Here is a 12,656-nt window from a genome sequence, read left to right as displayed (position 1 = left end):
CTAAAAAAATTTCAATACATCAAATGTGTTGGTTCCACGGCGGGGGAGGCCAAGGAAGGGTAACGGGGGTAATGAATTTCAATACATCAAATGTGTTGGTTCCACTGGCCAATGCGCTGCAATAATCATCCCACGGTGTAATATTTCAATACATCAAATGTGTTGGTTCCACTCTAAAAAACTACCTGCAAACAGTTAACTACCAAGATTTCAATACATCAAATGTGTTGGTTCCACAAATCGGCCTCTCCAAATATCGCACCTCCCTCACTATTTCAATACATCAAATGTGTTGGTTCCACTTGTACCGGACACTTTACGAGAGCATGGTTTTACTTATTTCAATACATCAAATGTGTTGGTTCCACGTGGCCAGGCAACTAGATGAAAAACTGTTTAAAAAGATTTCAATACATCAAATGTGTTGGTTCCACTTTATTTTTCAATAGGGGGAAGTGAGCAATGTTGATATTTCAATACATCAAATGTGTTGGTTCCACAACCAAGCAAGAGTACACAAGGGCACAGTGGCAGATATTTCAATACATCAAATGTGTTGGTTCCACGCATTGTTTTGTTCTTCTTTACCACCCACGCAACATATTTCAATACATCAAATGTGTTGGTTCCACGAGGGGGAGGGTAAATCTCTGGGGCTTTTTAGCCCTATTTCAATACATCAAATGTGTTGGTTCCACGAAAGCCGCGGTGGATCCGTGGCTGTGGCTAGAAATTTCAATACATCAAATGTGTTGGTTCCACTAATATAATACGTTAAGTATATTATGCTACATATCGATTTCAATACATCAAATGTGTTGGTTCCACCAAGACAAATTGGATATTTTCTGCCTTATAAACAATCCTCTAAGGGGCATTATATCAGGCTTTCGCACTCATTTTTCCAAGTGATCCCCACTTTCAGAATAAATATAATCCAAAGAACCTCTTCCCCACTACTTTCAAACACTTAACATTATAACTCTATAATCTCACTTGGAAAAAATCAAATAATAATTGACTCCGGGTTAACTCCCGTATTCCCAATACTTTCTTCGTGGAAAGAAGACTCGCTTATAGTTTGAATAAAGGTTACAAAGTCATGGTCTGGATCAATAGCCTTCTTTAATTTCCCTTTAAGTTCCAGATAGTTTCCCGGGGTAATGTGTCCCCTGAATACAGATTTTTGATAATGTTTCAGATATTGTTTGCAAATTTTAAATATTTTAGCAACCCGTTTCTCGCCCACATCGTAAAAAACAATTGCATAATTATAATTTGGCTTGTTCACTTTTTATCCTCCATGCAGAAAGGAACGAAGTTTTTCCCTTCCAAAATATGCTTAATTAACTTGTATCCGTCTAACCGAATAGCTTGTTTATAGCTACACCTCCTTTTTAAGGTTTGATGTTCAAACGTTTGGTTCAGCCGTTCTTCAAAGGCTTCAATAAACGTTTTGCGTCCAATCTCGTTTAGCAAGGCGTAATTCAGCTTTTTATCAAAATGCTTTTCCACTGTAATTTTACGGTTGTTTACACAATCAAAAATAGTTTTATAAACTAATACCGGTTTAAATACTTCCGATAAATCCAAGCTTAAAGAAAAACGTCTCTCTGCAGGTTCGTGCAGAAAAGAAATAGTTTGATTCAAGTGGGTATGGTAAATTTCCGTAATTGTTTTTGTGTACAACAAGGTATTACCAAAAGATATCAGGGCATTAATGGGATTGTCAGGCGGACGTTTTACCCTCTTGTTCATGGCAAAAGACTCGGGCAGGATTAACCGAAAAGTCTGATAAAATCGAGCCCAAATTTCCCCTTCAATACGCAGCAACTGTTTAATATCGCCGACAGCATCGGCAAGGCGCGAAACATCTTTGCGCAGCCAGTCCAGATAATCTTTTAGCTCACTTTTCCCATGCCGGTAGTAATGGTACAGCACAAAGTGAATATTTTTAGCAATCCCTTTAACAATCGGCCCGGCAATCTTTAACCTGTTTTGCTCATAAGCCAAAGCCTGAGCAACCGTCAGCCTCCCGCTCAATAATTGTTCTTTGGGATAAAATGTCCCGATGTAATTTTCATAATAACCAAAGAAATGCACCACAATGCCTACTTTAGCTAAAAGTTGAAGCAATTTTGTACTTAGGGTGATTTCATTAAAACAATACAGCTCCCGCGTATCCTTAATGGGGAGATAAAAATTACCGTCTTCTTTGCGGAACACAATTGAAAAATCCTTCTGATACAAATCTCCGGTTGAAAAAATATATCGGGTATCACTGCTCTTACCTATCCTCCATCCCTCCCTTTAGATGAAACAGTATTCGTAATATGCACATTTTTTACAAATCGGCTTCCGGATAGGAGGCGGCGGCAGCTCTCGATTTAAAAATTCCTCTATCTGGCGGTATTGGACCTTGCGTTCCTCTATCTCTCCTTCCGTCAGCATCAAAGTATGAACGCTTTTGCTTTGTTTGTTTTTTTCCAGGCATTCCAAACGCCCCTTGCGTATAATTCCTTTATCGTGCAAAACAACGAGATAAAACTCTAATTGAGCCTTGGCCGCTGCCAGATCGGCATCAGATTTTTTGATTTCTGTAACATATTCCGCCGTTAATTTATCTAGCTTGATACCGTCCAGTGCTATCTCTTCTTTTCCCTGCTTTTTTAGTTCATGCAGTACCTTGCCAATCCGTACATCTTCCGAATTGTCCTCCAGATTTAAATTGTGGTAAAACAACCAGCACTGCCTTTGGCAATGCGTATAATAATTGACTACCGTTCCGGTCAGCATTATAAAAATATCCCTCCATAATATTTTTCCAACGCTTCTCTGTCCAAAACCCCATCTTCGACGAAACGCTCCCCGCCATCAATAAAATAATAGCCGCCATATTCCTCGGCACCGGCGGGAATTTTGTCCCGGAATACCGAAAAGGTAAAGTAGGACATTTTTAGTGCCAATCTGGAATACTCCACCATACGCTGAGCGTAGCCCATTTCCCGATTGCCGCTTAAAGCCTTGAATTCCTCCCACACCTGATATCCGTCCAAGTCCTCCCAGACATAAGGGATAAAAAGCTGCCAGTTACGATCAATTAAGCGCATTTGCTCTTCTATTTTCTTACAATTAAACTGTGCACAATTCTCATCAAGATTAGCCAGGTTTTTCTCATTGGCTTTACTTGTTTGAGCAATTAGATCTGAAAAAACCCGGACGTAAATTTCGCCAAATTGTTTTTTCTGAAGATTTTGCCGTATGGCAGGATCCTGGATAGAATAGCTCAGCCTGGCATCCCCCCTGTAAATAAACGATGCATCATCCAAATCAAAAAAGTAAGCAACAGCACCTCCGACATTCAGACATGACCTATTGATCCTTCCCAAAAATTGTTCTTCGGCATCGGGAAGAGAGATATCTTTAAAACCGGTTTCCATATCAATGTTGACACCTGCTTCGATGACCTGAGTGGCGATGAGAATCAGTTTCTCACCGCTGTCGATCCGCCGGATGACCTGATCCCTCCTGGCAACATTGTCGTCACCCGTAAGCAAAACAACATTACACGCTTCTTTGCAAAGCTCGTAAAATTCCCTGGCTGTCCTTTTCTTGATGAATTCCACCAGTACTCGTTTACCCTGGAAACGCAAAACTTCTTCTTTCAATTCCTCCAGAGTAATCTTCCCTTTTTCCAACAGAGAAAAATCCAGCCGAACTCTTCCTTGGAAGAGCGGGTGCCTGTAATACCTTTGCGGATCTTCCACCAGTGTGGCAAATTGTGCGTCCACCGTCCTAAGCATTTGATCCAGCTGCGGCAGCGTAGCCGACATCATGATGATTTTAATGTGCAGCTGTTGAGCATAACTCTGCAGGAAACTAATTATCTCCCGCCAAATGCTATTTTTATAACTTTGGATTTCATCAAGGATCACCACACTGTTGCATAGTTTGAGCAAAGGAAAGCACTGCTCACGCCCACAGCCAAACAAAGCATTGAAAAAGTTAATATGAGAAGTCAAGACAATTGGATAATTGTTAAAAATATGATCCAGCCAGGCCACCTCATAATTATCTTTGCGGTCGTCTCTACCCATCACAACCGGCGTGATGGAGTTGATTACCACCAATTGATCACCAAAAAAAGGATGCATGGTTTTTCTGGTCTGTTCCACCAGGGTATTAAAGGGGAAAATGTAAAAGACATTATTTATCTTGGAATCCATCTCCAAAACACGCAGGGCAAGGTTGATAGCCATATTGGTTTTTCCAGCCCCCGTAGGTGCTTCCAGGTAATATATATGGGCATCTCGCCGGGCCAGCAAGTTCTGCTCAGTTTCTAAAAATAATTGATTGCGCAGGGCATTGATCGGATTTCCACTAAAGGCTGCGGGATCTTTCTGGTATTGACGAATGCTCCGGCAGATAGCGCTGCCATCGTAGCACCGCTTTAAATTTTCACCGCCATTTTGAATTACCGCAGGCCGCATGGAGTGGCCTGTCATAAACTCCTGTGTGGCACAGTAATCGCAGCCTGTAATTAAAGCGTATAGCAATCGGCACAGGATATAGAAGCTGAGCGGCTGTTCAACCACTCCAGACTCCTGCATATAATAGCGGACATACTCAAAAATACTGCCGTCCAGTTCGCTTTGGTAATATTTTTCATCCCAGGTTTCTAGGTTAGAAAAATCATGTCCGTTATCTAATTTTCCGTGGTGTCTACAGATACAATAGGCAAAGGCTGCCAGGCATTTTTGTACGGCCTCCGATGGATTATTAAGCAGGATCTTGTACATATGATCAATATAAATATAAGCGGAAGCCAGGGCATGATGGGTATTTCTTGCCTGTCTGCGATCGGCTCCAAACGATGCGTTTTCCAACACCTCGTATTGATAGCGGGGATTGATTTTTCCCGCATCATGCAAATAAATGGCATATAGAAACATTAGATAGACTGTTTGTGCTTCTTCTCCCCGAAAACCACAGGCGGCAATCAATCTTTGGATAATTTCGCCCATTCTTTTCTGCTCGCAATACACCTCGTAATAGCGCAGCGTTAGTTCGGAATGGGCCAACAGGGTTTCCGTTTCCCTGATGCCGCCGGTTTTCCTGGTATGGGCCAGATAACGAGCATCTTGCAACAACACCGGGGTAATCAATTTAATCTTTTTCATGGGCCAACCTCCGAATTAAGGCAAACAGGAAGCCGAAACCGATTCGACTTCTCTGCACTGTAATTCGCTGTAATTCACTGTAATTTAATAGAAGCAATACTGTCGATCCCCGTCCGTATAGAGAAAGGAGGGCAGCGCCGCTTCGGGGATGGTACCATTGGTAAAAACATAACGCCTAAATTCATAAAAATTATAGTTTGGTACCAAACCGATCGGAGCCGTTTCCACAAATAAATACCGGGAAGGTCCGCCTCCATCCAGAGCTTTGAGATCCCCTTCGTACAAAAACAGCGAATCAATACGGGACTGTCTTGAAGGAGAAAGCTCCACCATAAGCACATCCTCGATTTGGGCTGGAAAATCATTGCGGCCTAAATAGGGAATATAAACGCATTGCCCCTGCAGCAGATTGCTGCAAAGCTTGTCCCAGACAACATCATCCAGATTATGCTGGGCCAGGAAAATCGTCCAACTCGGATTTTCCAGCCATTGCTCCCGCACCTGCAAATTACCGCCTTTTTCCTTAGAAGCATATCCCACACTGTTGTTGAAGTATTGTATCTTCTTAGTAAAATATCCGTTTTTACCATTGGGGACTACAGATACTAGCAGGGAAGAAAGCACCTCGTAGAATTCCGGAAAGACTCGCTCTTCCTGTCCGTGGAGTTTGGCATTGCGGTAACCACTCAAGCCTAAAACCGCTCCCAAGAGCCCCAGCAAGGCGACTTTGTGAATATTGTTATAGGTAAAATAAACCTGGGTGTTCACGTCGGGCTGCCGGAAGCAAGCCGCCGGGCCGGAAAGAGTGAAGCACAGACTTTTCATCGTCTCCACCTCTTAATAAATAGACTGAACACTGCACGGAAGTGACCCGTAATCTACCTCCACAGTGTCTAAATTGCAGTAAAGTTCTACAGATTGGATTTCCCCCTGGCGTGGTTCTAAAACTTTGGCCAGTTTGCTCAGGTCGTACAGAATATGATCTCCTTTCTTTCGTACCGTAACATAGCGGTCCAAATTGGCCAGAAATAATTGGCTGTCCTCTTTCAATTCGATAAACAAGGCCAATTCATTTTCACACCCGCTTTTGGAATTGGTATTAAAAGCTGTGGTGGCCACTCTTGCCGCCCATTTGAATTTTTCGTACGCTTCGCTGGTATAACCCTCAAAGCCGTCGGCCAGCTCAATAAAAACGTTGTAATTGGCCGGATTAACTGAAAATGAATATACATAATGCGCTTCATCAGTAACAATCTTGGTCCCCATCGAAGATGCCAGTTTTTCCTCACTTTTTTCGTTAGAATTGCGAAATGGCGAAAGAATCTCCTGGGTCAGCACATGGGTATCCTCAAAAAGGTTGCGTCCCTGGTTGATTTGTACCGCCCCCGTGATGCTAATGTTCTGTTTTTTCTCAGCGAAAGTAGCGCCGAAATTCATGACATCTATAGCAGAAAACAGCCTGCTTAAAACCTCTTTAGAAGAAGTTTTTTCATCCAAATTCCCGAAGAGGTACGTATATCTCTCGTTCAGATCTCTAGGCTGTATCTTTTCGCCTTCTTTATCAGTTTGCATGCTTTTCATGCTTTTAATATAAAGTACCGGCTCACCTTGCATCTGCCACATACGCTTCATCGGATATTTAAGAGCTTTATCGCTGCCAAAGATATGATTGTCGGTAGTCGTTTTGGGATATCCGGACAGGTCGGCATTGAAATTGGCCATATAAGCACCGACGGCAAGAATTCCATACACTCTATTTTCCTTTTTCATTTTCAGCAGCCTCCTTATTATTCTCATTACCTTTGGTATCTTTATCTTTGTCCTTATAATAAATAATGCTGTTTGCCGCAAAGCCATAGAACAGAGCATCCAGGTTAATGGGTTCCTCTTCTTCAGGTTCATAGGAAGATACGATACTCAGCATATTGTTAAAACGGGAATAATCAATATCAATGTCGTAAGCATATTTTTGAAAATGCTTACGATGTTCTCTTTTGACGTCCTCCACACTTTTGGCAGACGCAATCCCGCGCCACAACACATCATAATGTAGTTTCTGGGCTTTGCTCCGACTGAAATAATAATAAAGGAGTTGTCCCATCGCCAGATAAAATTCCATAGCACTTTGGCAGGCAACATGTTCTTTTTTACTATCGGTTTTGGTGACTTTTTCTTTTAAGGCAATATACGCCTCTTCAATGGCATATCCCATATCGTTTTCCCCCTCACGAAAATAATTTAAAAGTGCTAACCGGACATTCAGTGCATAAGCCAGGGCGGATATATACCCCAAATTTTGCAGTCGGGCCAGGAGCACTCCCATCGTGGCCTTGTCGACACAGTTTTGCATGGGGTAATCGTTTCCCTTCCTTAACCAGGAATGCAGTGCTTCTCGCGTCAACATGATTTGATCGACCAACACTTTAGGTAATTTATCAGTAACTTGAATTTTTTCCACATAATAATTACGGACCAACTGTCCCCCATACAAATAGGTGTTGATATGTACCTCCACAGCGCTCAGCATGTTAAGAGTTCCGCCCGGATAGTTGGAGACATCCAGGTAATTTTCGAAAACCACCGGTTTGTCCATCCGGTCCTTAAAGCTGGGCAGAAAGTCATAATCATCCACCGTTAAATCCATTCCCCTATCTAAATGGACATAAACGGCAGATCTACGCACTTTCATCTCACCTGCCACGGCAAATAGTCCCGGATGATCATGTTTGCCGATGGGGAAATAACCGGTATAGAGGGATTTCCCTTCCCTTTCCTGTCCATTAAGCCACAAAAACAATTTGCGTAATAATACACCTTCCTCGGCAGTGATGCGATAAGGGACTTTAAATGCCGTTGTTTTGTGTTCCAAGTAGGGCTTTTTAGCATTCATGCCCATATTTACGTTAGATAACCCAAGCACCTGATCATTGCTTTTGATATTATAGCTATTACTGTTAAATATTTTAGGGAGCAAGTAACGTCCGCTTTCATAAATATAGTCATTTAATTTAGCATCCAAAAATAGTTTAATATAGTAGTTGTCTTTAATGTTATGCTGATTAATCATTTCTCCTACCGTTTCCAAAGAAGAAAGAAAACGTGTTTTGCTTTTCTCAATGGTTTCAGCTTGGAGCGGCTCATATCCTGCGGTTTTTAGAATTTCGGCACTTTCTTTATCCCTGACACCAAGCAAGGCCTTGAAATAACGGTCAATATGTTCCCTTAACTCAGATTGCACACCTCCCACCCCAAAGGTATCGTGTTTGCAGAACAAAGTGAACAAATTATTGCTATGGATTTTCTTCTTGGGATCTACCGGTTTATTCATTTCGATCAAACTGCTAGCAAAATCAGCTTGTTTAAACCACTCCAACAAAGGGTCGTTTTCGGGCCAAACCATTTTTTTCGTTACATAAAATTCATCCATCCCGCCATATTCATTTAAACGGATATACAATCCGGGTTTTAGCCGGTAATTTTGTACAACCATTGTATCTACATCAAACTCGGGGTATTGAGTCTGGTGGCTGGTAAATTCATTTAGCAGTTCCTTTAGCATTGTTTCACCTCCCGGCAATACAGTAGCCAAATCCCAGTCCATTTTTTTCCAACAAGCCTACCGCCAAAGCAATGAAGGCCAACTGCTGGGCCCAAGGATAGGGCTTTATTCTCAGCCGCACTTTATGGCCTAGCAGGATAGCTCCTTTTCCTTTATAGCTGGTAACTATTGGTTTTTTATTAAGCATTTCAATATGCTCAAAAAAAAGTTCTTCCGGCGCAGTAAAAGATGCATCCAAAGCTTTACACTTTTTTAACGCATTCACATGTATGCGCTCAGACAGAAGCCCAAGGCCATTCTCCGGCAGCCAGCAGCGATTATTATATGTGCAAATAATAGGCGTTAATGTAACCAGCTCCGTGATAGGCTTTTTAATATAATTATTTAATTCGGTTGAAATAACCTTAACTGTGCCTTTTGCCTTTGGTAAATATTTTTTCATTTTAAGAGCAAACTCCAGGCTCAGCGTACGCAAGTGGAAGCAGTACATTCTTCCTTTGCGGTAGATCCGGTCAGCCTCCAGGGGATAGGGTGCACAGAATACGTAGTGCTTAAATGTATTCTGATGATGAAGCTCCTTTAGTTGTTCATCAAATATCATGCTGTTGTTGGTAAGATGTGCCAAAGCAGACTGCACCTCACTTGCGAATACATCTTGGTTAAATCGAACAGTCGATAAGATCTCATAGTAGTAATGCGTCATTTTCTCACCTTCTTTCAATGCTATAATATTTGTTTAGTTGCATCAATAACCATATAAGACAATACCGTATATAGCAAAATACGTCAATATTTTTTAATTATTTTTTTAATTATTTCCAGTTGCTATTTTAATATTTTTGGGTATACTACTTATTGAAACAAGCCATGTATTGAAATATGCTTTATTATTTGTTAAGTGTTGATTCCGCAACCTTCACATTCTGATGTTTAAATTGTCTTCGAAACCGAAACATAGCGTTTGTTTCAATTACAAAAGACAGCACCCTTCTTGTAGGATGAAGGAATGTTGTCTTTTATTCCTTTTGGAACAAATATTTTGAAACTCTAATTATACAGGGATTTATTCCCTTCATATACAGATTAAACAACAACTACTCCGCACTTTTCACTACACCCAAATGGCTTGATAAACCTATTCTTCACCTTTAATATCCTGACGCCACCTTTCCCATCCCTCTGGCTATCAGGAAACAGTTGCAGACAGCCCTCCAGTAATATATAAAAATAAATAATAATCCCATCTCCCATCCCAGAAAAATATTCGCTATTACGAATGTTCTTTTGTAAATAGGAGATTATTTGACCATTAGTTTAGAAGCCACCCTCCAAGTTAATTTTAGTAGATTTTAGTAAACCTAAATTATTATCTGCGTTTTTATATCTCCTGTAGATCCTTACGGTTTATCTTTATCTTATTTCCTTCAATATTACGGAAGTATCAGGGGTGAGTGTCACGGTTCTCATTCTGATGTACCTATGTCACAATTACGATGAAATATAGTTAGAATAATAGCATGTGAAAGGAGCTGCATAATGCATATTAAACCGTCTACAACAATCCGACAGAATTATAATGCCTTTTCTAAATTCTGCCATGAACTTGACGAGCCAGTAGTGCTTACGCGCAATGGGGAAGCCGATTTAGTGGTAATGAGTCATGCGGCATTTCGACGCATGGAGGCCCGCATCAAATTCAATCCAAGTTACTGGTTGCAGAAAAGCAGATTGCTGAAGGTGAACAATTGATTGAACATGATGAAGTCATAGCAAGGATGCGGAGGAAGGTCGATGTCGCAAAAGTCGGGTTTTCCTTCATACCGCCCTTCATCCATTGAATTACGAGCCCATTAAATGCCAGAGTATAGAAATTTGCGATAAACTTTTTATACCCTTCTTTAACCTTCATATTGCAGGAAATTTCGTTAATCACACCTATAAGCAGTTCATTTATAACAGAATATAGGTACATATAATAATCCAATAATTATTCCAATAATTACAGAAGTAAGAAACCTTTTTATAATCTTAATTGCAATGGCTGAGAAAAGACAGCCTATAAGAATAGAAAGTGAAATGGCTAGGGAGCTTATGACAAAGCTAATGTGATCGCCGGAGATACGACATATGAATGCAAGTTGCATATTCTTGGTCCATTTCTTATACTTCCCAATAAAATCACCCCCAATAAAATTACATGTTCTTAATTTGGTAAATTGTATATAATGTAAATAAGAGGTGATTTATTATGTTCAAAAATAAGTTTCTTAGAGGCATTGCATTGTTTTTTGCTGTCTGCCTCGTCCCCTTAGTAGGTTCACTGAATCACGTCATAATGGAGCAACTTACAAAAAACAAAAAAATGTAGCGGTTGGTGTTCCTAGGTAATGAGGGGGTGCGAGGCGCCCCGTGGACCCGGCCCGGGAGAATTTTATCCACATGGTGGGGTTTGGATTCCTGTTGATGCTGATAGTATTTATCACCTATAACGACGTTTTACAGCTTATATGAAAAAAGTGCCTTCGCCCTAAGTATTACGGACGGGGGATGCCCTTTTATACAGACGCTACCGGACTAAAAATTTGAGACTATACCAAAAAATTGGACCGGCCGGGCATGCATAACCCGGTCTTCTATTTTGCGTATTATTAACATGATACGCAATAGCAGGGGTCAGGGCCTAAAATGATGCCGTATTCACGGGGAGGCCAGAGAGGAAGCTAATTAAGAACGCCGAGAGGAAGGGATAATAAAAGACCGAGTTTATATGCTCGGCCTTTTATCGTTTATACCCGATTCCACGAGATAACTGGTAACTAATGTATTGGTTTAAGCTGATATTTTCTTCCTTTGCTCTCTCTGCAAGAGTACGGTGGAGGGATTTCGGTATCCTTATCCTGAGTTGACCGGAATATTCCTCTCTGGGTTCGGGTACAGAACGTCCCAGCTCCAGGCAGGTCTCTATCCAGTCCCTTTTAGCTTGATTTAGATTATTAACAGCTTCCTCCGGTGTTTCCCCGTCGGACATACAACCGGGAAGTAGAGGAATTTCGGCCAGCCAGCCTCCACCTTCATCCTCGGAAAGTTTTTTAAGTTTAATCTCGAAATCTATATTGAGGTAATAATCTAAGTTTTTCATTATTCTATATCATCCTTTTTCTTCTAGTTTTTTAATCAAGGTTATCGCCTTTTTAACATAAACCGCTTTTATAGGGCGTTCTTTCGGTATTGAGAGGATGTCTGGCAGCTTACGATGGTAATATGTAAAATGACTGGAACCCTTTCGTGGTTGTCTACAGTCGAAACCGAACCGTCGGAGTAATTTGTCCAGGTCTTGGGATTTAACGTCTTTTGGATTGTTTACTATCTGTGTGTATAGTTTATCTAATTGCGTCATTTCCTTTTATCACCACCTTCTTAAATATCATGATACCACATATGGAACCAACAATCAACGGACGCTTAAAATAGATAGAATAGATAATAGGATAGATATAGATAGGAATTTGCTTTTCCATCTCACTGATAACACAGTATATTATTGCCCGTCAAAGATATAATTGTCGCTGACCGGCCTTGGCGGCTGTATTGTCCTTTTCGGCTGTACCGGTTGCGTTGCCGCAACCGGAAATAACCACCATTAAGCTGATTAAGAGCAATGAAATAACACTTATTTTGGAAAATTTCATGACATAAACCTCCTTCTTTCTCCATTTTGGTTGTCCCTTGATCATCTGTCCCCACTAGAAATGAAAATTTGTTGAATGCTAATTTATTCCTCTGGTAAGAACAATGGGGTTCCAGTATGTCCAATATAAACTCATTCAAGTTTACATGATTGGCAGACCACATTTTAATCATTAGAATGAAAAGTAAAATAAACTGAAGATCTAAAAATTTACTCACAATCAAATGAG

The 12,656-nt window shown here is 40.8% G+C and carries 12 protein-coding genes and 1 CRISPR repeat array (1 of these 13 only partly in view); of the genes, 1 reads left to right on the top strand and 11 read right to left on the bottom strand.

Going from position 1 to position 12,656, the window contains the following annotated elements:
• A CRISPR array of direct repeats spans positions 1 to 828; the repeat unit is 30 nt; unit sequence ATTTCAATACATCAAATGTGTTGGTTCCAC; it reaches 4,125 nt to the left of the window's first position.
• 178 nt (positions 829 to 1,006) lie between these two features.
• From cas2 to DESGI_RS02575, 8 genes are all read right to left on the bottom strand, one after another.
• The gene (gene cas2 / locus DESGI_RS02610) at positions 1,007 to 1,291 is read right to left on the bottom strand and encodes a CRISPR-associated endonuclease Cas2 (protein ID WP_006523425.1); all 285 of its coding nucleotides are present in this window, start codon (positions 1,289 to 1,291) and stop codon (positions 1,007 to 1,009) included.
• Positions 1,288 to 2,295 carry a type I-B CRISPR-associated endonuclease Cas1b gene (cas1b, locus tag DESGI_RS02605; RefSeq protein ID WP_015617906.1) on the bottom strand — a complete coding sequence of 336 codons (1,008 nt, stop codon included), beginning with the start codon at positions 2,293 to 2,295 and terminating at the stop codon, positions 1,288 to 1,290. The genes cas2 and cas1b overlap by 4 nt, the downstream gene beginning before the upstream one ends.
• 15 nt (positions 2,296 to 2,310) lie before the next feature.
• A complete protein-coding gene (locus DESGI_RS02600; RefSeq protein ID WP_006523427.1) occupies positions 2,311 to 2,796 on the bottom strand; it encodes a CRISPR-associated protein Cas4 in 486 nt (161 codons plus the stop codon).
• On the bottom strand, positions 2,796 to 5,180 hold the full coding sequence (locus DESGI_RS02595) for a CRISPR-associated helicase/endonuclease Cas3 (RefSeq protein ID WP_006523428.1): 2,385 nt from the start codon (positions 5,178 to 5,180) through the stop codon (positions 2,796 to 2,798). Before DESGI_RS02595 ends, DESGI_RS02600 begins: the two co-directional genes overlap by 1 nt.
• Positions 5,181 to 5,264: 84 nt before the next feature.
• The gene (gene cas5b, locus DESGI_RS02590; protein WP_006523429.1) at positions 5,265 to 6,005 is read right to left on the bottom strand and encodes a type I-B CRISPR-associated protein Cas5b; all 741 of its coding nucleotides are present in this window, start codon (positions 6,003 to 6,005) and stop codon (positions 5,265 to 5,267) included.
• A gap of 12 nt (positions 6,006 to 6,017) precedes the next feature.
• Positions 6,018 to 6,950, bottom strand: a complete 933-nt coding sequence (locus tag DESGI_RS02585) for a type I CRISPR-associated protein Cas7 (protein ID WP_006523430.1) — start codon at positions 6,948 to 6,950, stop codon at positions 6,018 to 6,020.
• Positions 6,934 to 8,739 carry a hypothetical protein gene (locus tag DESGI_RS02580; protein WP_006523431.1) on the bottom strand — a complete coding sequence of 602 codons (1,806 nt, stop codon included), beginning with the start codon at positions 8,737 to 8,739 and terminating at the stop codon, positions 6,934 to 6,936. The genes DESGI_RS02585 and DESGI_RS02580 overlap by 17 nt, the downstream gene beginning before the upstream one ends.
• Before the next feature lie 4 nt (positions 8,740 to 8,743).
• Positions 8,744 to 9,442, bottom strand: coding sequence for a CRISPR-associated endoribonuclease Cas6 (locus DESGI_RS02575; protein WP_006523432.1), 699 nt, complete (start codon positions 9,440 to 9,442; stop codon positions 8,744 to 8,746).
• An 833-nt stretch (positions 9,443 to 10,275) separates the two neighbouring features.
• On the opposite strand from DESGI_RS02575, the gene DESGI_RS02570 reads away from it, so the two are divergent.
• The gene (locus DESGI_RS02570) at positions 10,276 to 10,488 is read left to right on the top strand and encodes a type II toxin-antitoxin system Phd/YefM family antitoxin (RefSeq protein ID WP_006523433.1); all 213 of its coding nucleotides are present in this window, start codon (positions 10,276 to 10,278) and stop codon (positions 10,486 to 10,488) included.
• Here the strand turns inward: DESGI_RS02570 and DESGI_RS25555 are convergent.
• The 3 genes from DESGI_RS25555 to DESGI_RS24270 form a co-directional block, all read right to left on the bottom strand.
• Positions 10,436 to 10,711: a TetR-like C-terminal domain-containing protein gene (locus DESGI_RS25555; protein ID WP_006523434.1), complete on the bottom strand. Its 276-nt coding sequence runs from the start codon at positions 10,709 to 10,711 to the stop codon at positions 10,436 to 10,438. The genes DESGI_RS02570 and DESGI_RS25555 overlap by 53 nt on opposite strands.
• Positions 10,712 to 11,518: 807 nt before the next feature.
• Positions 11,519 to 11,878 (bottom strand): type II toxin-antitoxin system HicB family antitoxin, encoded by a 360-nt coding sequence (locus DESGI_RS02565; RefSeq protein WP_006523436.1) that lies wholly within the window; start codon positions 11,876 to 11,878, stop codon positions 11,519 to 11,521.
• 409 nt (positions 11,879 to 12,287) lie between these two features.
• On the bottom strand, positions 12,288 to 12,428 hold the full coding sequence (locus DESGI_RS24270) for a hypothetical protein (protein ID WP_006523438.1): 141 nt from the start codon (positions 12,426 to 12,428) through the stop codon (positions 12,288 to 12,290).
• Positions 12,429 to 12,656: the final 228 nt, after the last annotated feature.

Source organism: Desulfoscipio gibsoniae DSM 7213 (assembly GCF_000233715.2).
Taxonomy (GTDB): Bacteria; Bacillota; Desulfotomaculia; order Desulfotomaculales; family Desulfallaceae; genus Sporotomaculum; species Sporotomaculum gibsoniae.
This window is presented reverse-complemented; position numbering and strand designations above follow the sequence as displayed.

Excerpts from the sequence above, each read along its gene's own strand:
- DESGI_RS02600 (WP_006523427.1), bottom strand. The coding sequence starts at position 2,796 with ATGCTGACCGGAACGGTAGTCAATTATTATACGCATTGCCAAAGGCAG.
- DESGI_RS02595 (WP_006523428.1), bottom strand. The coding sequence starts at position 5,180 with ATGAAAAAGATTAAATTGATTACCCCGGTGTTGTTGCAAGATGCTCGT.
- cas5b (WP_006523429.1), bottom strand. The coding sequence starts at position 6,005 with ATGAAAAGTCTGTGCTTCACTCTTTCCGGCCCGGCGGCTTGCTTCCGG.
- DESGI_RS02585 (WP_006523430.1), bottom strand. The coding sequence starts at position 6,950 with ATGAAAAAGGAAAATAGAGTGTATGGAATTCTTGCCGTCGGTGCTTAT.
- DESGI_RS02580 (WP_006523431.1), bottom strand. The coding sequence starts at position 8,739 with ATGCTAAAGGAACTGCTAAATGAATTTACCAGCCACCAGACTCAATAC.
- DESGI_RS02575 (WP_006523432.1), bottom strand. The coding sequence starts at position 9,442 with ATGACGCATTACTACTATGAGATCTTATCGACTGTTCGATTTAACCAA.
- DESGI_RS02570 (WP_006523433.1), top strand. The coding sequence starts at position 10,276 with ATGCATATTAAACCGTCTACAACAATCCGACAGAATTATAATGCCTTT.
- DESGI_RS25555 (WP_006523434.1), bottom strand. The coding sequence starts at position 10,711 with ATGTACCTATATTCTGTTATAAATGAACTGCTTATAGGTGTGATTAAC.
- DESGI_RS02565 (WP_006523436.1), bottom strand. The coding sequence starts at position 11,878 with ATGAAAAACTTAGATTATTACCTCAATATAGATTTCGAGATTAAACTT.
- DESGI_RS24270 (WP_006523438.1), bottom strand. The coding sequence starts at position 12,428 with ATGAAATTTTCCAAAATAAGTGTTATTTCATTGCTCTTAATCAGCTTA.